The following is a 24,890-nucleotide window of genomic DNA, read 5'->3' as shown; positions in this document are numbered from 1 at the left end:
TCTCCATGTACCTTCCTTCACAGCGGTGATGGGGACACGAAAACGTCGACGGGTGCCACGCGGTGGCACCGACGTCCCGGTCGCCGACCGCGCGACCGGCCGGGGACTCCCGCATCGGGATCCGCCGGGCTCGCAAAACGGTTGGCATCGGTCACGGTAACAGGGAATCCGGGACCGTTGGAGAATCCTCGACGCAAGCCTGACGGTGGCCCGAAAACGGCCTCCGGAGTCCGCGAACTCGGCCCCTTTCCAGTCGCGTTCGTCCAGTGCGGCGACCTCGTCGCGGGCCCGGGCGGTGGCACGTTCCCGTGGGCGTCCGCTGCCCGGCGGGGCGGGCGCCGGGGTGCACAGGGGTTGGAAACAGGGGTGTCGCGGGCCGTGGGAGCGGTCGAAGACTTGGTCGACCGTGAGACCGCCCGTCCGGCGGATGCCGGCGTGCCCGACCGGGTCGGTCGCCGGGCCCCGACAGCGGACGACCTCGGCCGAGAACCGAAAGGCTTGACATGGTAGGTGCGGACCGCCCGGGCGACGACCCGTTCGCGAACCGGGATTCCGGTCCGCACCGGCACGAGCCGATCGCCGTCGTCGGCATGGCGTGCCGACTGCCCGGCGTGGACGGTCCGGCGGATCTGTGGCGGTTGCTGCGCACGGGCGCGGACACCATCGGGCCGGCGCCCGCGGACCGTCCGGGCATCGGCGGCATGTCGGGTCGCGGGTCCTTCCTCGCCTCGATCGACGGCTTCGACCCGGCCTTCTTCGGCATCTCCCGGCGCGAGGCCGCCACGATGGACCCCCATCAGCGGCTGATGCTCGAACTGGCCTGGGAGGCACTGGAGGACGCGGGCATCGTCGCGGCCACCCTGGCCGGCACCCGCACCGGGGTGTTCGCCGCCGCCGGTTCCGACGACTACGCGCTGCTGCTCGGGGGCGAAGACCCGAACCCGGCCACGGCTCACGCCGTCACGGGTCAGCACCGCAGCATGGTCGCCAACCGGGTCTCCTACTTCCTTCGAGCCGGCGGCCCGAGCCTCACCGTGGACACCGGCCAGTCCTCCTCCCTGGTCGCCGTGCACACGGCCTGCGCAAGCCTGCGCTCCGGCGAATCCGAAACGGCCCTCGCCGGCGGGGTCAACCTGATCCTGACCGCGCGGTCCACCGACCGCCTGGAGCGTTTCGGCGCGCTGTCCCCGGACGGTCGCTGCCACACCTTCGCCGCCGGCGCCAACGGCTACGTTCGCGGCGAGGGCGGCGCCGTCGTGGTGCTCAAGCCACTGCCGCGCGCCCTCGCGGACGGCGACCGGATCCACTGCCTCGTGCGTGGCAGCGCCGTCAACAACGACGGGGGTGGCGAGACGCTGACCGCTCCCGACACGAGCGGGCAACGGGACGTGTTGCGCCGGGCGTACGAGCACGCGGACGTGGACCCGGCCCGGGTGGGCTACGTCGAGTTGCACGGAACGGGAACCAGGGTCGGCGACCCGATCGAGGCCGCCGCACTGGGCGCCGTGCTCGGGGCCGGGCGCGGTGCGGACCGGGTGCTGCCGGTGGGTTCGGTGAAGACCAATGTCGGTCACCTGGAGGCCGCGGCCGGAGTGGTCGGGTTCGTGAAGGCGGCGCTGGTGCTTTCCCATGGGGAGATTCCGGCGAGTCTGAACCACGCGAAGCCGAATCCGGAGATCCCGTTCGCGGAACTGCGGTTGGCGGTGGCCACGGAGTCGACGGCGTGGCCGGCACCGGGGCCGGCGAATGCGGCGGAGTCGGCGGGGCTGCGGATCGCCGGGGTGAGTTCGTTCGGCATGGGTGGGACGAACTGCCATGTAGTGCTCTCCGAGGCGGGGTTCGCGCCCGAGAGCAGGTCACAGGTCGAGACCGGGCCCCACCGCGCCGCAGTCCCGGCTTCGGCCGCCCCCGGCGGGCTGCCCCTGCTCGTCTCCGGCCGCACCGACCAGGCCTTGCGCGCCCAGGCGGCGCGACTCGCTCGCTTCGTCGGCGACCGGCCGGAACCGGATCTGCCCGACATCGCGCACTCGCTCCTGGCGACGCGGTCGGCGTTCGAGCACCGGGGTGTGGTGTTCGCCGGCAATCGGGCCGACGCGGTCGCGGGTCTGCGCGCGCTCGCCGCCGGGGAACCGGTGCCGCGGGTGGTGGCCGGGCGGGCCCGAGCCGCCGGACGCGCGGTGCTGGTCTTCCCCGGCCAGGGATCGCAATGGCTCGGCATGGCCGCCGCACTCCTCGACCGCGCACCGGTGTTCGCCCAACGGATCGCGGACTGCGACGCGGCGCTCGCGCCCTACGTGGACCGCTCGGTGGTGTCGACCCTGCGCTCGGCGTCCGCGGACTGGCTGGAGCGGGCCGACGTCGTACAACCCGCGCTCTGGGCGGTCATGGTCTCGCTCGCCGAGTTGTGGGGCTCCTTCGGCGTACGACCCGCCGCCGTGCTGGGCCACTCCCAGGGCGAGATAGCCGCCGCGTGCGTCGCCGGCGCGCTCACCCTCGCGGACGGTGCGAAGGTCGTGGCCCTGCGCGGCCGTATCCTCCTGGACCTGTCCGGCCGCGGCGGCATGGTCTCGGTGGGCGTCTCGGCCGAGCGGATCGACGCGCTGATCGCCCCCTTCGACGGGCGCCTGTCGGTCGCGGCCGTCAACGGCCCGGCGTCCGTCGTCGTCTCGGGCGAGCCGGACGCACTCGACGCGTTCCTCGTCGCCTGCGCGGCCCAGGGCACCCGGGCCCGCAGGGTCCCGATCGACTACGCCTCGCACTCTCCCCAGGTCACCGGAACCCGCACGGCCCTGCTCCGCGACCTGACGGACATCCGGCCGCGCCCGTCCCGCATCCCGTTCTGCTCGTCGGTGACCGGCGCGCCGGTGGACACCACCACCCTCGACGCCGAGTACTGGTACGCCAACCTGCGCCGGACCGTGCGCTTCGAGCAGGCCGTTCGGACCCTCCTCGCCGGGGGGCACGACGTCTTCATCGAAGTCGGCGCACACCCCGTGCTCGTCACCAGCATCCTGGAGACGATCGAGGACGCCGGCGCGGACGCTTCGGCGCTCGGCACGCTCCGCCGCGGTCAGGGCGGTCCCGAGCGCTTCCACACCGCGCTCGCCGAGGCGTACACCTGCGGCGTCACGGTCGACTGGAACCCGCTCCCGGGGCCGGGAGCGCGTCGGGTCGACCTGCCCACGTACGCGTTCCAGCGTGAGCGCTTCAGGGTCGGCGGTACGGCCGACACATCCGCCGCGACCCGCGGGCAGGCGCGGTCGGTGTGGGCCGATCGGGTGGCCGGGCTCGCCCGTGATGAGCGGGAACAGGCGGTATACGAACTGGTGTTCGCGCACACCGCGACGGTCGTGGACCGGCCCGCGTTGGGCGCGGCCGACGGCGAGCAGACGTTCGAGGCCCTGGGTCTGGATTCCCCGAGTGCCGTCGAACTGCGCAACCGGATCAACACCGACACCGGACTGCGGCTGCCCACGACGCTCGCATACGACCACCCCACACCGGTCGCGGTCGCACGGCATCTGGCCGGCCTGCTCCTCGACACGGCACCCGATCCCGAGCGGCCGGAGCTGGAAACGGCGGCGGAACAGCCGACCGACAGCGACCCGATCGCCATCGTCGGCATGGCCTGCCGGCTGCCCGGCGGCATCACCTCCCCCGAGGACCTGTGGCGACTCGTGGCCGCGGGCGGCGACGCCATCACGCCCTTCCCCGACGACCGGGGGTGGGACCCGGCGGCGCTCCACGACCCGGATGCCGACCCCGATCCGGGCTTCGTGAGTACCGGCTACGTCCGGTACGGCGGCTTCCTGGCCGGCGCCGCCGACTTCGACGCGGACTTCTTCGGGATCTCGCCGCGCGAGGCGTCGGCGATGGATCCGCAGCAGCGGCTGTTGCTGGAGACCTCGTGGGAGGTCTTCGAACGGGCCGGGATCGACCCGGCCGCCCTGAAGGGCAGTCGGACCGGTGTGTTCGTCGGCGCGATGGGCCAGGACTACGGCGCCCGGCTCGACGCGGCCGTCGACGGCTCCGAGGGCTACCGGCTCACCGGCAGCGCCGCCGGCGTCCTGTCCGGACGGCTCGCCTACACGTTCGGCTTCGAGGGGCCGGCCGTCACGGTCGATACGGCGTGCTCGTCGTCGCTGGTCGGCCTGCACCTCGCGGCGCAGGCCCTGCGCGCCGGCGAGTGCTCGATGGCGTTGGCGGCCGGAGCAACGGTGATGTCGACCCCGGGCATGTTCGTCGAGTTCGGTCGGCAGCGGGGGTTGGCGCCGGACGGCCGGTGCAAGGCGTTCTCGGCCGCGGCGGACGGCACCGGCTGGTCGGAGGGCGTCGGTGTGCTGCTGGTGGAGCGGTTGTCCGACGCGCGGCGGCACGGGCACCGGGTGTTGGCCACGGTGCGCGGTACGGCGATCAATCAGGACGGGGCGAGCAACGGGCTGACGGCGCCGAACGGTTCGTCGCAGCAGCGGGTCATCCGGCAGGCGCTGGCGAACGCGGGGCTGTCGGCCGGCGACGTCGACGCGGTCGAGGCACACGGCACCGGTACCACGCTCGGCGACCCGATCGAGGCCCAGGCGCTGATCGCCACCTACGGTCGGGGACGGAGCGCCGAACGGCCGCTGTACCTGGGGTCTTTGAAGTCGAACATCGGCCACGCCCAGGCCGCCGCCGGGGTGGCCGGGGTGATCAAGATGGTGATGGCGATGCGCGCGGGCGTACTGCCGCGGACCCTGCACGCCGACGAGCCGTCCGCGCACGTCGACTGGTCGGCGGGTGCGGTGGAGTTGTTGACCCGGGCCCGGGAGTGGCCCGAGGCGGGCCGTCCGCGCAGGGCCGGGATCTCGTCGTTCGGGATCAGCGGGACCAACGCGCACGTGATCGTCGAACAGGTGGCGGCCGAGAGCGTGCGGGCGGTGCCACCGCCCGATTCGCGTACGGGCGCGCTGCTCCCCTTCGTGGTGTCCGGGCACGGCCGCGACGGTCTGCGGGCGCAGGCGGCCCGACTGGCGCGGTTCGTCGGAGACGAACCCGATCTCGGGCCGGCCGACTTGGCGTCGGCCCTGATCACGTCGCGATCGCTGCTGGCGCGCCGGGGCGTCGTAATGGCCTCGGACCGGGCCGAACTCGTCGCCGGATTGGCGGCGTTGAGTGCGGAGAAGCCCCTTCCGGGCGTTGTCTCGGGCATGGCTCGCTCTTCGGGGCGGACGGTGTTGGTGTTTCCGGGGCAGGGGTCGCAGTGGGTGGGGATGGGCGCGGGGTTGCTTGACGAGTTCCCGGTGTTTGCCGCGCGGATCGCGGAGTGCGAGGTGGCATTGGGGCCGTTTGTGGATTGGTCGTTGGTGTCGGTTCTGCGGTCGGGGTCGGGGGTGTGGCAGGGCCGGGTGGAGGTGGTGCAGCCGGTGTTGTGGGCGGTGATGGTCTCGCTTGCGGAGTTGTGGTGTTCGTTCGGTGTGGTGCCGGGTGCGGTGGTGGGTCATTCGCAGGGGGAGATCGCGGCTGCGTGTGTGGCGGGGGCGTTGTCGTTGGCGGATGGCGCGAAGGTGGTGGCGTTGCGGAGCCGGGCGCTGGGGGTGTTGGCGGGTTCCGGGGCGATGGTGTCGGTGTCGTTGGCGTATGCGGACGTGGTCGCGTTGTTGGGTCCGTTCGGGGAGCGGTTGTCGGTCGCGGCGGTGAACGGGCCGGTGTCGGTGACGGTGTCCGGTGATGCGGGTGCGGTGGACGAGTTGGTCGCGGTGTGTGAGGCGCGGGGGGTGTGGGCGCGTCGGGTGCCGGTGGACTACGCGTCGCATTCGGAGCGGGTGGAGTCGATCCGGGACCGGCTGCTCGCCGAGTTGGCGGACATCGATCCGGTGGCGCCGTCAGTGCCGTTCTATTCGACGGTGACCGCCGAACGGCTGGAGTCCACGGCCCTCGACGCCGACTACTGGTATGCCAATCTGCGGCGCACGGTGCGTTTCGAGGAGACCGTGCGGTTGCTGTTGGCTCAGGGGTTCGATGCGTTTGTCGAGGCGAGCGCTCATCCGGTGTTGACCACGCCGATCGAGAGCACGGTGGAAGCCGCCGGGGCCGAGGCGGTGGTGCTGGGGACGTTGCGGCGCGGTGAGGGCGGCCCGGAGCGCTTCACCGCGGCACTCGCCGAGGCGCACGTCAACGGGCTCGCCGTGGACTGGTCGCCGCTGGTGGGCGAACCCGCCTCCTTGGACCTCGAGTTGCCGACCTACGCCTTCCGGCGTCGCCGATACTGGGCGGCCCGTTCGGCGTCCCACGGTGACGCGCGCGGCCTCGGTCAGGCCTCGGCGCGCCATGCGCTGCTCGGAGCGGTGGTGCGGCTCGGCGACGGGCGGGGAGTCCTGTCGACGGGACGACTGTCGTTGTCCACGCACGCCTGGCTCGGGGATCACGTGGTTGCCGGGACGGTGCTGTTGCCGGGTACGGCGTTCGTGGAACTGGCGATCCGGGCGGGGGACGAGGTCGGCTGCGGTCGGCTCGCCGAACTCGCGCTGGAGGCGCCGCTGGTGATCCCCGAGCACGGCGCGCTGGAGATCCAGGTCGTGGTCGGCGCGGCCGAAGCCGACGGGTTGCGTTCGGTCGCCGTGTACGCCCGCAGCGCGGACGAGGCGGCGTCGGACTGGACCCGGCACGCCGTCGGGACGCTCTCGGCAGGCGGATCGGCGCAAACCGCGTCCTTCGGGTCGGAGACCTGGCCGCCGACCGGTGCGGAACCGGTGGATCTCGAAGCCTTCCACGCCGACCTGGAGCGCGGCGGCTATGCGTACGGGCCCGCGTTCCAGGGCCTGCGGGCCGCATGGCGGGTGGGCGACGACACGTACGCCGAGGTGGCGCTGCCCGATGAGGAAGCGGCGAATGCGGGCCGTTTCGGACTGCACCCGGCGCTGCTCGACGCCGCGTTGCACGCCGCACTGTCCCCGGGCGGCGAGCGGGTGCTGTTGCCGTTCGTCTTCAAGGGGCTGACGCTGCACGCGAGCGGCGCCTCCCACCTGCGGGTACGGCTGTCCCCCTCCGGGCCGGACGGCGTCCGGGTGTCGCTGGCCGATGCGAGCGGGAGTCCGGTCGCCGTGATCGAGGCGCTGACGTTGCGCCCGATCGCCCACGACGTGCTTGCCGCCGCGCGGCCCGCCGCGGAACACGATCTGTACCGCGTCGAGTGGGTTCCGGCCGGTGGGGTCGATGCCGCCTTCGCCGGTGCGATCCGGGTACTCGGCGCGGATGCCCCCGATCTCGGGGCGGTGGCTGCGGACGGCGTACCCGAGGTGGTTGTCCTGCCCTGTTTCGCCGACTCGACGGCGGACGACGACAGGGCTATGGCGGCCCATCGGATGGCGGTTCGGGTGTCGTCCGTGGTGCGGGAGTGGCTTGCCGACGAACGGTTCGCCGGGGCGCGACTGGTCGTGGTGACGCGGGGTGCGGTGGGTGTCTCGACGGGGTCGGAAGCCTCGGCGCTGCCGGGCCTCGCGGCGTCGGCTGTGTGGGGGTTGATGCGGTCGGCGGCGACCGAGCACCCCGATCGTTTCGTCGTGACGGACGTCGACGACGCGGAGTGGACGGCCGCCCTGCCGAGCGTACTGGCGTCCGGGGAAAGGGAGTCGGCGGTACGCGGGGGCGCGGTTTCGGTGCCGCGATTGGTCCGGCACGCCGCTTCCCCCGTCGAGGCAGTGGGTCGCTTCGGTGACGGGACGGTCCTGATCACCGGCGGCACCGGCCTGCTGGGCGGGTTGGTGGCCCGGCGGATCGTCTCGCGGCACGGGGTGCGCAATCTGGTGCTGCTCGGCCGGCGGGGTGAACGGGCCCCCGGGGTCCCCGAGTTGATCGAGGAGTTGGCGGCGCTGGGTGCGTCGGTGGTGGTCGAGGCGGGTGATGTGGCCGATCGGGACGTATTGCGCGGGGTATTGGATCGCCTGCGGGTCCCGCTGACGGGTGTGGTACACGCCGCCGGACTGCTGGACGACGGTCTGGTCGCGGCCATGACCGACGACAGGTTGCACGCCGTGCTGCGCGCCAAGGTCGACGGCGCGGTCAACCTGCACGAGCTGACCGTCGGCCACGACCTCGCCGCCTTCGTGCTCTTCTCCTCGATCGCCGGCATCCTGGGCGGTCCGGGTCAGGCGAACTACGCGGCGGCGAACACCTACCTGGACGCACTCGCCCACGCCCGTCGCGCCGCCGGCCTCCCGGCCACCTCGCTCGCCTGGGGGTTGTGGGGCGAGGCCGGCGGGATGACGGGTGCGATGAGCGACGCCGACCGGCAGCGTATGCGCCGGCTCGGCATCGGACCGCTCGCCACGGAGCAGGCCCTGCGCCTCTTCGACGCCGCGCTCGGTTCGACGGAGGCCCTGTTGGTCCCGGCCGCGTTGGACCCGCCCGCGCTCCGTGCCCGCGCCGGGAGCGGCGTGCCGGCGGGCATGTTGCGCGATCTCGTGCGCGCTCCGGCCCGCCCCGCCGCGGCCGCCGCGGGCGCCCTCCGGTCGGGGCCCGCGCCCGACCAGCGGCTCGGCGCGCTGCCGGAGGCCGAGCGGGATCGGGCCCTGGCGGCGGTGATCCGCGAACACGTGGCGGCCGTACTCGGCCTCCCCACGGATGCCGACATCGTCTTCACCGCGACCTTCAAGTCGCTCGGCTTCGACTCGCTGACCGCCCTCGACCTGCGCAACCGGCTCAACACGGCCACCGGCCTGCGCCTGCCCGCCACCCTCGTCTTCGACCACCCCACACCGGCGGCACTGCTGCGCGAGGTCCGCCGGGAACTCGTGGGCACCCGGGACGCGCCGCCCACCATGGCGCCCGCCGCGCCGGTGGACGACGACCCGATCGCCATCGTCGGGATGGCCTGCCGCTACCCCGGCGGAGTGGAATCGCCCGAGGACCTTTGGCGCCTGGTCGCCGACGGCCGGGACGTCGTCTCGCCATTCCCGTCCAACCGCGGCTGGGACCTGGCCGGCCTGTACGACCCCGACCCGGCGGCCTCCGGAAAGAGCTACGCCCGCGAGGGCGGATTCCTGCACGAAGCCGGGCAGTTCGACGCCGGGTTCTTCGACGTATCGCCGCGCGAGGCGTTGGCGATGGATCCGCAGCAGCGGCTGTTGCTGGAGACCTCGTGGCAGGTGCTGGAGCGCGCCGGGATCGATCCCGGCACGCTGCGCGGCAGTCGAACCGGCGTATTCGTCGGGGTGATGTACCACGACTACGCGTCGGGCATGCGGAAGGTACCCGAGGGTGTGGACGGCTACCTGCTGCTCGGCAACTCCGGCAGCGTCGCCTCGGGACGGATCGCCTACACGTTCGGGTTCGAGGGCCCGGCGGTGACCGTGGATACCGCGTGCTCCTCGTCGTTGGTCGCGCTGCATCTGGCCGCTCAGGCCGTGCGCAACGGGGAGTGTTCGATGGCGCTGGCCGGTGGCGTGACGGTGATGGCCACGCCGCAGGTCTTCGTCGAGTTCAGTCGGCAGCGGGGGTTGGCGCCGGACGGCCGGTGCAAGGCGTTCTCGGCCGCGGCGGACGGCGCGGGCTGGTCGGAGGGTGTCGGTGTGCTGCTGGTGGAGCGGTTGTCCGACGCGCGGCGGCGCGGGCATCGGGTGTTGGCGACGGTGCGGGGTACGGCGATCAATCAGGACGGGGCGAGCAACGGGCTGACGGCGCCGAACGGTTCGGCGCAGCAGCGGGTCATCCGGCAGGCGCTGGCGAACGCGGGGCTGTCGGCCGGCGACGTCGACGCGGTCGAGGCACACGGTACCGGTACCACGCTCGGCGATCCGATCGAGGCCCAGGCGCTGATCGCCACCTACGGTCGGGGGCGCAGCGCCGAACGGCCGCTGTACCTGGGGTCTTTGAAGTCGAACATCGGCCACGCCCAGGCCGCCGCCGGGGTGGCCGGGGTGATCAAGATGGTGATGGCGATGCGCGCGGGCGTGTTGCCCCGGACGCTGCACTGCGACGAGCCGTCCCCGCACGTCGACTGGTCGGCGGGCACGGTCGAACTGCTCACCGAGGCGCGCGAGTGGCCCGACAGCGGGCGCCCCCGCCGGGCCGGTGTCTCGTCGTTCGGCGCGAGCGGCACCAACGCCCATGTTCTCCTGGAGCAGGAACCCGAACCGGCGTTCGTCGCGGAGGCGACCGAAGTCACGGCCGGCGAACGGATCCTCGCCTGGCACGTTTCGGCGAGGTCCGACGAAGGCCTGCGTGCCCAGGCGGCGACTCTGGCCGCCTATCTGGACGAGAATCCCGAACTCGACCTTGCCGCGGTCGCCTCGGCGCTGGCCGGCTCGCGTGCGGCGCTCGAGGAGCGCGCCGTGGTGGTCGGTTCCACGCGTGCCGCGCTGTCGGGCGGGTTGGATGCGCTGGCGGCGGGCGAGTTCGGGACGGGCGTCGTCCGGGGATCGGTGCTCGGGGCGGGGGAGCTTGCGTTCCTGTTCGCCGGGCAGGGGAGTCAACGGGTCGGGATGGGGCGCGAACTGCACGCCGTCTTTCCGGCGTTCGCGACGAGCTTCGACGCCGCGGCAGCGGAGTTGGATCGCCGACTGGCCGGGCATGTCGCGCATTCGGTGCGGGATGTGGTGTTCGGGGCGGAGGGCACCGCGGGACTGCTGGACGAGACGGTGTTCACCCAGGCGGCGCTCTTCGCGATCGAGGTGGCGCTGTTCCGGTTGCTCGAATTCTTCGGCCTGCGGCCACAGTTCCTGCTGGGGCATTCGATCGGAGAGGTGGCCGCCGCGCATGTCGCGGGTGTCTGGTCGCTCGCGGACGCCGCCGAGGTCGTCGCGGCGCGTGGGCGGTTGATGCAGGCGCTTCCACCCGGTGGCGCGATGGTCGCGGTACAGGCCGGCGAGGACGAGGTGACGGCGGCGCTGGAGACGGCGGGTGTCGGCGACACGGCGGGGATCGCAGCACTGAACGGTCCGACGTCGGTGGTGATCTCCGGTGACGAGGAGCCGGTGCTCCGGGTGGCGGCCGAGTTCGCGGCGCGCGGACGCAAGACCAAACGATTGACGATCAGCCGCGCGTCCCACTCGCCGCGGATGGACGCGATGGCGGCCGAATTCCGGGGCGTGCTGGAGGGGGTGACCTTCGGCCCACCCACACTGCCGATCGTCTCCACCCTGACCGGACGGCTCGCGAGCGCCGAGGAGTTGACCGAACCGGACTACTGGGTACGGCAGGTGCGCGGAGCCGTGCGTTTCGCGGACGGTGTGCGGGAACTGCGCGCGGCGGGCGTGGGAACCTTCCTCGAACTGGGGCCGGACGGGGTGCTGACCGCCCTGGTGCAGGACTGTCTTGCCGCGTGGACCGGGATCGAGACCGGCACGCCCGACGTTGCCGCCGGCTCCGTGCTGCGCCGGGACCGCCCGGAGCACGAGGCGTTGTCGACGGCACTCGCGCTGGCCCATGTACGCGGTTGCTCGATCGACTGGTCGGCGGTGCTCGCGCCGACCGTGCACGGGCACCTCGATCTGCCCACCCATGCCTTCCGGCGTCGGCACTACTGGCTCGACGACGTGGCGGGCACACCGGTCGATGCCGCCGGGCTCGGACTGGTCGCGGCCGGTCACCCGTTGCTCGCGGCGACGGTACGCCTGGCCGGGGCCGACGAGGTCGTGCTGACCGGCCGGATCTGCCTCCGGGCCCAGCCGTGGTTGCGCGATCACGCCGTCGCGGGGACGGTGTTGTTGCCCGGGACCGCGTTTGCGGACCTGGCCGTTCAGGCGGGCGATCGGGTGGACTGCGGACGCGTCGACGAACTGACGCTGCACACGCCGCTCGTGGTGCCCGAGCACGGCGCGTGCGCCCTTCAGGTGCGGGTGGAGTCGCCGGCCGCCGACGGTCGCCGGGCGATCGCGGTGTACTCCCGGGACGAGGCGTCGGGCGAGGACGGCGAATGGACCCGGCACGCCGCCGGATTCCTGGCCGAGACGGTCACCGACGCGGCGTTCGACCTGGTGGCGTGGCCCCCGCCCGGTGCGCGACCGGTCGACCTCGACGGCTTCTACGCTCGTGCCGCCGACGGCGGATACGGTTATGGGCCCGCGTTCCGGGGGCTGCGGGCGCTGTACCGGGGCCGGCACGGCGAGTTGTTCGCCGACGTGCGGTTGCCGGACGAACTCCGCGGCGAGGCGGGCCGTTTCGCGGTGCACCCCGCGCTGCTGGACGCCGCGTTGCACGGCCTTGTCGGTGCCGACGTCGATGCGGCTCCGACGGGCACGATGCGGCTGCCGTTCGGGTGGCAGGGGCTTACGGTGCATGCGGTCGGGGCGTCGGTGCTGCGGGTGCGGCTGGCGCCGGTCGACGGCGATCCCGATCGGATCGTCGTGCAGGCCGCCGACGGCACCGGGCGGCCGGTGCTCTCGGCCGAGGCGCTCGAACTGCGCGCCGTCGACCGGGCCCGGTCGAGCGCCGGCTCGGCGGCGGATTCCCTGTACTCGGTGGTCTGGAGTCCCGTCGCTCCGCCCGCTCCGGACAGCGACCGGCCCGATCCGCACCCGGACCTGACCATCCACACCTGCCCCCCGATCCCGGCGGCGGGCGCGGATCTCGCCTCGGCCGTCGAGGCGGCGGCCGTCCGCGTGCTCACGGAGATGCGGGGTTGGCTGACCGCCGCGTCGGCCACGTCGTGCTTCGTGGTGGTCACGCGCGGGGCGGTGGCGACGGCATCCGGTGACGCGGTGTCGGATCTCGTACACGCTCCCGCGTGGGGGCTGGTGCGGTCGGCGCAGCACGAACACCCGGGCCGATTCCTGCTGATCGATCTCGACCCGGATGTCGACGCCGATGCGGCCGACCCCTTCGAGGTGGCAGGCACGGCACTGGCGGCGCGGGAGACCCAGGTCGCCGTGCGGTCGGGCGTCGTGCTCGCGCCGAGGCTGGTTCGGGCGGATCGGGACGGGACGCTGACACCGCCGGCGGATCCGTGGCGACTGGATGCGATCTCGCGCAGGACGCTGGGAGACCTGGCGCTGGTGCCGGCGCCGGAGGCCCTGGAGCCTTTGGGATCCGGGCAGTTGCGGATCGCGGTACGGGCGGCGGGGCTGAACTTCCGCGATGTGCTCATCGCACTGGGCATGTACCCGGAGGCCGGCGCGTCGATGGGCGGCGAGGGCTCGGGCCTGGTGACCGAGGTGGGTCCGGGGGTGACCGACTTCGCGGTCGGCGACCGGGTCTTCGGGATGTTCCCCGAGGCGTTCGGGTCGCACGCCGTCGCCGATCACCGGACGGTCGCCAGGATTCCGACGGGATGGTCCTGGGAGCAGGCGGCGTCGGTACCGGTGGTGTTCCTGACGGCGTATCACGGGTTGGTGGAGTTGGCCGGTCTGCGGGCCGGTGAGTCGGTGCTGATCCATGCCGGGTCCGGTGGGGTGGGGATGGCGGCGGTGCGGATCGCCCGGTACCTGGGTGCCGAGGTGTTTGCCACCGCGAGTCGTGGCAAGTGGGATGTGCTGCGGTCGTTGGGGTTGGACGACGCGCACATCGGGGATTCGCGGACGCTCGACTTCGCGGAGGAGTTCCGGGCCGCGACGGACGGTCGTGGTGTGGACGTGGTGTTGAACTCGCTGGCGGGCGAATTCGTGGACGCGTCGTTGCGACTGACGTGTGCCGGCGGCCGGTTCATCGAGATGGGGAAGACCGACATCCGGGACGGGGACGCCGTGGAGTCCGCGTTTCCGGGCGTTGTGTATCGGCCGTTCGACCTGTTGGAGGCGGGGCCGGAGCGGATCGCGGTGATGCTCGGCGAACTCTCGGCGCTGTTCGCGTCGGGAGTGTTGTCGCCGGTTCCGGTGCGGTGTTTCGACGTGCGGCGGGCGCCGGAGGTCTTTCGGTTCATGGCGCAGGCGCGGCATACGGGCAAGTTGGTGCTTCGGATGCCGGTGCCGTGGGATCCGGACGGGACGGTGTTGATCACCGGTGGTACGGGCACGTTGGGCGCCCTGGTGGCCCGGCATCTCGTCGCCGAACACGGGGTGCGCGGCCTGGTGTTGCTCAGCCGCAGCGGCATGGCCGCGCCGGGTGCGGCGGAGCTGGTGTGCGAACTGGGCGCTCTCGGGGCGCGGGTGGTCGTCGAGGCGTGCGACGCGGCCGACCGCGAAGCCCTCGCCGAAGTGCTCGCGCGCATCCCCGAATCCGCCCCGCTCACCGGAGTCGTACACACCGCCGGCGTCCTGGCCGACGCGCCGGTCGAGTCGATGACCTCCGAACACGTGGAGCGGGTGTTGCGGGCGAAGGTCGACGGCGCGATCAACCTGCACGAGTCGACCGCCGGCCACGACCTCGCCGCCTTCGTGCTCTTCTCCTCGATCGCCGGAGTGCTCGGTGGTCCGGGGCAGGCCAACTACGCGGCGGCGAACACCTTCCTGGACGCGCTCGCCGCGCGCAGGCAGGCCGGCGGCCTTCCCGCCGTCTCCGTGGCCTGGGGCCTGTGGGGTGCGGCGAGCGGCATGACCGGACACCTGGGCCGTCGGGACCTCGCCCGGATGCGCCGCTCCGGCATCGTCGCCATGACGGCCGAACAGGGCCTCGGGCTGCTGGACGCCGCTCTGAGGACGGCGCAGGCGAGCTCGGCCGCCGTGCGGTTCGACCTCGGCGCCCTGCGTACGGCGGCCGAGCAGGGCACCTTGCCGGTGCCCCTGCGCGCCCTGGCGCGTGCTCCACTGCGGCGGGCCGTCACGGCCGAAGCCCACGCGGAACCGGCGCTCGCCGGGCAGTTGGCGGGACGCTCCCGGGCGGAGCGCGAGCGCATCCTGGTCGACCTCGTGCGTCGGCACAGCGCCCTGGTCCTGGGGCACGCCTCGATGGACGCGATCTCCTCCGAACGCGGCTTCCTGGAGTCCGGCTTCGACTCGCTGACCATGGTCGAACTGCGCAACCGGCTCGGCGTCGCCACCGGACTGCGCCTGCCGACGACGGTGACCTTCGACTGTCCGACCCCCCGGGCACTCGCCCGGTTCCTGGACGAGGCACTGGATCCGGTACCGGAGTCCGCACCGGCGCCGCTGCTCGGAGAACTCGCGCGGTTCGAGGCGGCGTTCGCCGAAACGCCCCCGGATGCGGACGACGAACGGGAGTCGGTGCTGCGCCGACTGCGCGAACTGGTGTGGCGGTTGGAGGCGACGCCGAACGGGACGGCACCGGCCGCCGACGGCGCCGGCGACGAGCGACCGGGCGGCTTCGACGACGTGACCGACGACGAGATGTTCACCCTGCTCGACGAGGAGTTGGGCCTGGACCGACCCGGCGAACAGCCGGACCCGTGGGCCGCCGACCGGCCGGACCGGTTCGCGCCCGATCCGCCGGACCCGTCGGCCGCCGATCGATCCGGACCCCCGACCCCTGGAGAGCGTGGACGATGAGCGCCGGCGACACCGAGCACAAGCTGCGCGACTACCTCAAACGGGTGGCCGAGGAACTGCGGCAGACCAAGCGGCGATTGGCCGCCGTCGAGGCCCGCGGCCGGGAACCGATCGCCATCGTCGCCATGTCGTGCCGCTTCGCCGGCGGGATCCGCTCGCCCGAGGACCTGTGGCGGCTGGTCGCGTCCGGCGCCGACGTGCTCTCCGATTTCCCGACCGACCGGGGCTGGGACGTCGACGCGATCCACGACCCGGACCCGGCCGCCCCCGGCAAGACCTATGTGCGCCGGGGCGGCTTCGTGTCCGACGTGGCCGACTTCGACGCGGAGTTCTTCGGCATCTCTCCGCGCGAGGCGCTGGCGATGGATCCTCAGCAGCGGTTGTTGCTGGAGACGTCGTGGGAGGCGTTCGAGTGGGGCGGGATCGACCCGGCCGGGCTGAAGGGCAGCCGCACCGGTGTCTTCGTCGGGGCCGGCGCGCTCCGCTACATCGAGCATCCGGACGACGTGCCGCAGACCGTCGAGGGCTACCTCCTGACCGGAAACGTCGCCAGTGTGCTGTCCGGCCGGGTGTCCTACACGTACGGGTTCGAAGGCCCGGCGGTGACCGTGGACACGGCCTGCTCCTCGTCGCTGGTCGCGCTGCACCTGGCGGCGCAGGCCCTTCGGCAGGACGAGTGTTCGATGGCCCTGGCCGGCGGGGTGACGGTGCTCTCGGATCCGTCCCTGTTCGTCGAGTTCAGCCGGCAACGCGGCCTCGCGCCGGACGGCCGCTGCAAGGCGTTCGCCGCCGGAGCCGACGGCACCGGCTGGTCGGAGGGTGCGGGCCTGCTGTTGCTGGAGCGGTTGACCGACGCGCGCCGCAACGGCCACCAGGTGCTCGCCGTACTGCGCGGCAGTGCGGTCAACCAGGACGGCAGCAGCAGTGGGCTGACCGCACCCAGCGGGCCCGCGCAGCAGCGGGTGATCCGACAGGCGCTGGAGAACGCCCGACTGACGGCGGATCAGGTCGACGCGGTGGAGGCGCACGGCACCGGCACCGCACTCGGCGACCCGATCGAGGCGAGGGCGCTCCTGGCCACCTACGGACACGACCGCGACCCGGAGCGGCCGCTGTGGCTGGGCGCGCTCAAGTCCAATCTCGGTCACTCGGTCGCGGCTTCGGGGGTCGCGGGGGTGATCAAGATGGTGCAGGCGATGCGACGGGGCGTATTGCCCAAGACGCTGCACGTGGATGCGCCGACCCCGCACGTGGATTGGTCGGTGGGCGCCGTGGAACTGTTGACCCAGGCGCGACCGTGGCCGGAGACGGGTCGGCCGCGTCGGGCCGCCGTGTCGTCGTTCGGGATCAGCGGGACGAACGCGCACGTGATCATCGAGGAGGGCGAGGGGGCGGCGCCCGACGCCGACTCCGAAGACGGCGGCGGCCGGTCGGCGACGGCGGCATGGTCCGCCCACGACCACATCCCCTGGCTCGTCTCCGCCCGCTCCGAGGCCGGACTGCGCGCCCAGGCGCGGCGGTTGTCGGACCACATCGGGGCGCACCCCGACCTCACCCCGCTCGACCTCGCCTACTCGCTGGCCGCGACCCGGTCGGCGCTGGAGGTGCGCGGTGCGGTCTTCGGGTCCGATCGTGCGGAACTCCTCGCGGGGCTCGGCGATTTGGCGGACGGCGCGCGGGCGCCCGGCGTGGTGACGGGGACGGTCCGCACGGACGGTCGAGTGGCGTTTCTCTTCAGTGGACAGGGCAGTCAGCGGGTCGGGATGGGGCGTGAACTGTACGCCGCCCACCCGGTGTTCGCGGCGGCCTTTGACGAGGCCGTGTCCGCGTTGGATGGCCGGTTGGCCGGGCATGTGGCGCATTCGGTGCGGGACGTGGTCTTCGGGACGGAGGGCACCGACGGGCTCCTCGGCGAGACGGTGTTCACCCAGACGGGGTTGTTCGCCGTCGAGGTGGCGCTGTTCCGCCTGGTCGAATCGTTCGGTGTGCGACCCGATTTCCTGCTGGGTCATTCGATCGGGGAGTTGGCCGCCGCGCATGTCGCCGGTGTGTGGTCGCTTGCGGACGCGGCGATGGTCGTGGCGGCGCGGGGGCGGTTGATGCAGGCGCTGCCGGCGGGTGGGGCGATGGTCGCGGTGCGGGCCGCGGAGGAAGAGGTGCGCGGCGTCCTGGACGGGCGCGGCACGGTGAGTGTGGCCGCGGTGAACGGGCCGACATCGGTGGTGGTTTCGGGGGACGAGGGCGCCGTACTGGCGGTGGCCGCGCGCTTCGCGGAGCGGGGGCGGCGAACCAGGCGGCTCCGGGTCGGGCACGCGTTCCACTCGGCGCGGATGGAGCCGATGCAGGCCGACTTCCGCGCCGTGCTGGAGGGCGTGTCGTACGGGACCGCGCGGGTTCCGGTCGTCTCGAACGTCACGGGCCGGATCGCCGAGGCGGCCGAACTGGCCGATCCGGCCTACTGGGTGCGCCAGGTGCGCGAACCGGTCCGCTTCGCCGACGGCATCGGCACGCTGGTCGCGGAGGGCACCACGGCCTTCGCGGAGATCGGCCCGGATGCGGTGGCCGCCGCGATGGCACGGGAGAACGTCGGCTCGCGGACCGGACCCACCGTCGTGCCGTTCCTGCGCCGGGACCACCCCGAGACCCGGACCACGAACACCGCACTGGCCGGCCTGCACAGCGCCGGAGTCCCCGTGGACTGGCCGGGCATCCTGGCCGCGCGTGGTGGCAGGCGCGTGGAGTTGCCGACGTACGCCTTCCAGCGGCGGCGCTACTGGCTCGCCACGCGACGCCGCGACGCCGATGCCGTTCCGGTTGCCGCCGGCCGGGACACGGACGGCGTCGATCCGGGAGCGAGTCTGCGCTACACGATTCGCTGGCGCCCGGTCGCCGCACCGCCCGGTGCCCGGTTGTCCGGCATCTGGCTGCTCATCTCGTCCGAACCGGCCGACACCACTCTCGGCGCGGCGGCGGGGCCGGCGCTCGAAGCACGCGGCGCGCACGTCGTACACCTCGTGGTCGAGCCGGGTGCGGCGAACCGCGGGGCGTTGACCGAACGGCTTCGGGCGTACCCCGACATCACCGGTGTCGTCTCGCTCCTGGGACGGGCGACGGCACCCGACCCCGGCGTGCCCGGGCTCACCGCCGGCCTCTCAGGCACGCTTGCTCTCGTTCAGGCGCTGTGCGATCTCGGCCTCGACGGCCGGGTGCGGGTGTGGAGTCTGACCCAGGGCGCGGTGGGCACGAGCCCCTCGGATGTGCTTCGCCACGCCGAACAGGCCCAGGTCTGGGGCCTGGGCCGCACGGTCGCGCTGGAGCATCCCACACTGTGGGGCGGCCTGATCGACCTGCCCGCCGCACCCGACGCAACGATCTGGTCGCGGGTCGCCGCGATCATCGCCGACGGCGCCGAGGATCAGGTCGCCGTGCGCACGACCGGGGTGTGGGTACGGCGGCTGACCGCCGGGGCGCCGTCGCAGCACTCCGCCGATTGGCGGCCGACCGGCCGCTTCCTGATCACCGGCGGTACCGGGGGCCTGGGCGCCCGAGTGGCCCGCTGGGCGGCGGAACACGGCGCGAGCGATGTCGTGTTGGTGAGCCGGAGCGGCCCGGATGCCCCGGGCGTGGACGAACTCCTGGCCGACCTCGCCGAGTCGGGTGTGCCCGCAACCGTCGTCTCCTGCGACCTCGCCGATCGGGCCGCCGTGGCCCGGCTCGTCGCCGAAGTGGAAGCCGACGGCGTCCCGATCGAGGCCGTCGTACACGCCGCCGGCGTCGCCCGGGACCGCGCCCTGCTCGACACCGATCCCCGAAGTGGTGCGGATGTCCTCGCCGGCAAGGCGGTCGGAGCCGCGAATCTCGACGCGGTGTTCGGCGAACGCCCCCTGAGAGCCTTCGTGTTGTTCGCCTCGATCGCGGGTGTGTGGGGCAGCGGTACGCAGGGCGTGTACGCCGCGGCGAACGCCGCCCTCGACGCACTGGCCGAGCAGCGCCGCGCGCGCGGACTCGCCGCGACCTCGATCGCGTGGGGACCGTGGAGCGGCGACGGCATGGTTGCCACGGCACGCGACGTGGAGTGGGTGGCCAGGCGCGGCCTGCGCCCGCTCGACCCGGACACCGCACTGGCCGCACTGGCCCGCGCGGTCGGCGGCCCCGAGCCCACGGTGACCGTCGCGGACGTCGACCGACGACGATTCACCGCCACCTTCACCGCACTGCGACCCAGCCCGCTGTGGAGCGAACTCGAGCCCTGCGCCGAGGAATCGGCGCAGCCGGAAGGCGACGAGACCACCGAAACGGGCCGCCGGCTCAGCGCGTCCCCACCCGCCGGCCGACCGGCGCTTGCCCTCGACGCGGTCCGCGCCGAGGTCGCGCGGGTACTCGGACACGCGTCACCGCAGGCGATCGACCCCGACCGGGCCTTCCGCGACCTCGGCTTCGACTCGCTCACCGCCGTCGAACTGCGCGACCGGCTCGCCACCCTGATCGGCCTGCCCCTGCCCGTCTCCGCCGTCTTCGACTACCCGTCGACGACCGCCCTGGCCGGGTATCTGTGCGCCGAAGTCGACGGCGGGCAGCGGCAGGCGAGCCTGTCGGTACCGTCCGTCGCACGGGCCTCGGCGGACGAACCGATCGCGATCGTCGGCATGGCCTGCCGGTTCCCCGGCGGAATCGGCTCGCCCGAGGACCTGTGGCGGCTGGTCGTCGACGGCGGCGACGCCATCGGGCCCTTCCCGGACGATCGCGGCTGGGACCTGGAGGGCCTGTACCACCCGGACCCCGACCACGCCGGGACCTCCTATGCCCGGCACGGCGGATTCCTGGCCGGCGTCGCCGAGTTCGACCCCGGCTTCTTCGGGATCTCACCCCGCGAGGCGCTGGCGATGGACCCGCAACAGCGGCTGCTCCTGGAGACGTCGTGGGAGGCGTTCGAGCGGGCCGGGCTCGATGCGTCGGCGCTTCGGGGCACGCCCACCGGTGTGTTCGTCGGCGGCACCCCGTCCGGGTACGGAATCGGCGCGCGCGACACGGAGGGCTACGCGCTCACCGGCGGCGCGGGCAGTGTCCTGTCCGGCCGACTGGCCTACACCTTCGGCCTCGAAGGCCCGGCGGTGACCGTGGACACCGCGTGTTCGTCCTCGCTGGTGGCGCTGCACCTGGCCGTGCAGGCGCTGCGACGCGGCGAATGCGCGACGGCCCTGGCCGGGGGTGTCACCGTGCTGGCCGATCCCACGGGCTTCGTCGAGTTCAGCCGGCAACGCGGACTGGCCCGGGACGGCCGCTGCAAGTCGTTCGCGGCGGCGGCCGACGGCACCGGCTGGTCCGAGGGGGTCGGCGTGGTCCTGCTCGAACGGCTCAGCGACGCCCGGCGGCACGGCCGGCGGATATGGGCGCTCGTGCGCGGCAGCGCGGTCAACCAGGACGGCGCCAGCAACGGGCTCAGCGCGCCGAACGGTCCGGCGCAGCAGCGGGTGATCCGACTCGCCCTGGCCGACGCCGAGTTGACGGGCGATCAGGTGGACGCGGTGGAGGCGCACGGTACCGGTACCACGCTGGGCGATCCGATCGAGGCGCAGGCACTGCTGGCCACCTACGGCCGGGACCGGCCCGCCGACCGACCGTTGTGGCTCGGCTCGGTGAAGTCCAACCTCGGCCACGCGGCGGCGGCCGCCGGGATGGCGGGCCTGCTCAAGACGGTGATGGCACTGCGGCACGGCGTGCTGCCCAGGACGCTGCACGTGGACGCGCCGACGCCGCACGTCGACTGGTCGGCCGGCGCGCTCGCGCTGCTGACCGACCAGGCGCCGTGGCCGGAGTACGACCGGCCGCGCCGGGCCGGTGTCTCCTCGTTCGGGATCAGCGGCACCAACGCGCACGTGATCGTGGAACAGGCGCCGCCCGCGCCCGCCCGCGCCGAAGAGCCCGCCGCTGTCATGCCCGCCGTTGTCGAGACCGAGGCCGACGAGCCCGCCGCGCCGCTGCCGTATCTGCTCTCCGCCGCCGGCGAACGCGGACTCCGCGCGGTCGCCGACCGCCTGCGTGCCCACCTCGCGCGACACCCCGAACTCGCGGCGGTCGACGTCGCGTTCTCGTTGGCCCGCACCCGCACCCGGCTCGCCCATCGCGCGGTCGTGGTGGCCCGGGACCGGGACGCCCTGCGGCGCGCGCTGGACGGCCTCGCGGCGGGCGAGGCGGCGGCGGGTGTCGTCGAGGGCAGCGGTCCGGCCCGCGACCGGGTCGTGTTCGTCTTCCCCGGCCAGGGCTCGCAATGGTCCGGCATGGCCGCCGAACTGTTGCACCAGTCACCGGTGTTCGCCGAACACATCGAGCGGTGCGCGGCGGCACTGGCCCCGCATGTCGACTGGTCGCTCACCGAGGTGCTGCGCGACCCGGAGGGCGCCGGCCTGGAACGGGTGGACGTGGTGCAGCCCGCGTTGTGGGCGGTGATGGTCTCGCTCGCCGAACTCTGGCGCGCCTACGGGGTACGACCCGCCGCCGTGGTCGGGCACTCCCAGGGCGAGATCGCGGCGGCCTGCGTCGCCGGCGCGCTGACTCTGGCGGACGGCGCTCGGATCGTCGCGCTGCGTGGCAGGGCACTGCTCGACCTGGCCGAGCGCGGCCTGATGGCCTCGGTCGCCACGTCGGAGGCCGAAGCGATCGCGCGCATCGCGGAATTCGGCGGCCGGTTGTCCCTCGCGGCGGTGAACAGCCCCGGACAGGTGGTCGTTTCGGGCGAGCCGGCGGCGGTGCGGGAACTGGTCGAGGCGGCGGAGCGCGGGCGGATCCTGCCGGTGAACTACGCCTCGCACTCGGCCCGGGTCGAGGAGATCCGCGATCGGCTGCGCGGCGACCTCGCCGGGATCGAACCGGTGGCCGCGGCGGTGCCGTTCCACTCCACGGTGACGGGCGGGCCGCTGGACACCACGCGGTTGGTCGCCGAGTACTGGTACGACAACCTGCGGCACACCGTGCGGTTCGAACAGACCGTACGCGGGCTGCTGGCACAGGGATACGACACGTTCGTCGACGTAGGTCCGCACCCCACCCTGCTCACCCCGATCCAGGAGACGGCGACGGCCGTCGGCACCGAGGCCGCGACCGTCGGGACCCTGCGTCGCGAGCAGGGCGACCTCGAACGTTTCCTGCTCTCGGTCGGTGAGGCGACCGTCCTCGGCGTCACACCCGACTGGGGCGCGGTGTTCGCCGGCCGCCGGGCCGAGGCCGTCGACCTGCCGACGTATCCCTTCCACCGGCGGCGCTACTGGCTCGACCGGGCGCACGTCGCGGCCGAGGCGAACCGCGACCCGGGCGAGGCGCGTTTCTGGGAGCTGGTCGAGGCCCGGGATTCGCGGGCCCTCGCCGATCTGCTCGACACCCCCGACGCGCGGCCGTGGCACGCGGCGTTGCCCGCGTTGCGGACCTGGCGCCGCCGGGCCCGCGAGCAGCGCACCGCCGACGCGTGGCGCTACCGCGCCGTCTGGCTGCCGGCCGACGACCTGCCCGCCGACCCCGCCACGCCCACCACGTGGCTGGCGGTGGTGTCGGCCGGCGACGCGGGAGGCGGCGCATGGGCGGCGGCCCTCGCCGAACGGGGCACGACCGTCGCCACCCTCGTCGTCGACCCCAGCGGGCCCACCACCGTGGCCGAACCGGCGCGCGGCCTCGAAACGATGCTGCCCGACGGCGCGGAACCGCTCGGGATCCTGTCCCTCCTCGGCCGCGACCCGGCCGGTCTCGCCGGTACGCTGCTCCTCGCCCAGGCCGCCGCCGCCCGCGGCGCGGACACCCGGCTGTGGTGCCTGACACGCGGCGGCGTCGAGGTCGACGGCGACCCGGCGCCTCCGGACCCGGAACAGGCCCGGATCTGGGGCCTGGGCCGGGTCGCCGCCCTCGAACTGCCCGACCGCTGGGGCGGCCTGATCGACCTGCCCGAGCACCCGGACCCGGACGCCGTCGACCGGGTGTGGCGGGCGCTGGGCAACGCCGCCTCCGAGGACCAGCTCGCCGTCCGACCGACCGGGACGTTCGCCCGCCGCATGACACACGCGCCGGTGGCCGGCGCGGAAGCGGTACGCCACTGGCGGCCCTCCGGCACCGTGCTGATCACCGGAGGCACCGACGCGCCGGCGGCCCGCCTCGCCCGCCGACTGGCCCAGCGCGGCGCGGAACACGTCGTGGTGGCGGGGCGGATCGACCCGGACACCGCCGTCCGTCTCGAAGCCGACCTCGCCGCGACGGGTACCGGGCTCACCACCGCCGCGTGCGACCTGCGCGACCGGCGCGAGGTGGCCGGCCTGATCGAGCGCCTCACCGCGGCGGGTCGCACGATCACCCACCTGATGCACACCGCCGGCGACCCGGGCCTGACCGCCCTGCTCGACACCGACCCCGCCGCCGTCGCCGACGTCCTGGCCGCCAAGGTGGACAGCGCCCGCATCCTCGACGAGCTCCTCGACCCGGACGAACTGCGCACCATCGTGTACTTCTCGTCGGTGGCCGCCTTCTGGGGCAGCGGCGCACACGGCGCCTACGCCGCCGCCTGCGCACACCTGGACGCCCTCGCCCGACGACACCGCGCGCGCGGCCGGCACGCCCTGTCCGTGGCCTGGTCTGTCTGGGACCCGACGACGGACCCGGGCCCGGGCCCGGCGGGTGAACCCGGAACGAAGCAGGGCGCCGCCGACCCCGAGATCGGCCGCGCACTACGCCGCGTCAGCCTCGGCGGCCTGCGTGCGCTCGACCCCGAAGCGGCCCTGACGGCACTGCAGCGGGCCCTCGACCACGACGACACCTGCGTAACCGTCGCCGACGTCGACTGGCCGGTCTTCATCCGCGCCTTCACCGCCCGCCGACCCAGCCGCTTGTTCGACATCCTGCCCGAGGTCCGCACCACCCCGACCGCGACCGAGGAGCAGGTCCACGCGGCCGACGAACTCCGCCGCGAACTTGCCGAGTTGCCGGCCATCGACCGCTCGCACCGCCTCCTGGAACTGGTCCGTACACACACCGCCGCCGCCCTCGGCCACGACTCGGTCGAGGACATCCGGCCCGAACGCGCCTTCGCCGACCTCGGCTTCGAGTCCGTCACCGCCGTCGACCTGCGCAACCGGCTGAACCGGCGGACCGGCCTGGACCTGCCGGCCACCCTCGTGTTCGACCACCCGACCCCGCTCGCCCTGGTCGACCTGCTGACCGCCGAACTCCTGCCGGACACACCCGTGAACGCCGCCCACGTCCACGCCGAACTCGACCGCCTCACCGCCGATCTGGCCTCGGCCTCGGTCGGCGACACGGACCGAGCAGGCATCGCCCGGCGATTGCGGACGCTGCTCGCCGACTGGAACGGCACGGCAGGCCCGAACACCGAACCCGCCACCGGCCCGCCGAGCGTCGCCGCCGAACTCGAAGCGGCCTCGGACGACGAGATGTTGACGTTCATCGACCGCCGCCTCGGCCGAGGCACCCCGGCCGGAGGCACGCCATGACCCGCCCCGGCCCCACGCACACCGCGACCCCAGCACCGGAGGACTGCCGTGG

The 24,890-nt window shown here is 73.6% G+C and carries 2 protein-coding genes; both read left to right on the top strand.

Going from position 1 to position 24,890, the window contains the following annotated elements; genetic code table 11:
• The first annotated feature begins 503 nt into the window (after positions 1-503).
• Positions 504-15,353, top strand: coding sequence for a type I polyketide synthase (locus B4N89_RS38225; RefSeq protein WP_101897483.1), 14,850 nt, complete (start codon positions 504-506; stop codon positions 15,351-15,353).
• Positions 15,317-24,838, top strand: a complete 9,522-nt coding sequence (locus tag B4N89_RS38220) for a type I polyketide synthase (RefSeq protein WP_414646463.1) — start codon at positions 15,317-15,319, stop codon at positions 24,836-24,838. The genes B4N89_RS38225 and B4N89_RS38220 overlap by 37 nt, the downstream gene beginning before the upstream one ends.
• Positions 24,839-24,890: the final 52 nt, after the last annotated feature.

The sequence above is a fragment of the Embleya scabrispora genome, from assembly GCF_002024165.1.
GTDB lineage: Bacteria > Actinomycetota > Actinomycetes > Streptomycetales > Streptomycetaceae > Embleya > Embleya scabrispora_A.
This window is presented reverse-complemented; position numbering and strand designations above follow the sequence as displayed.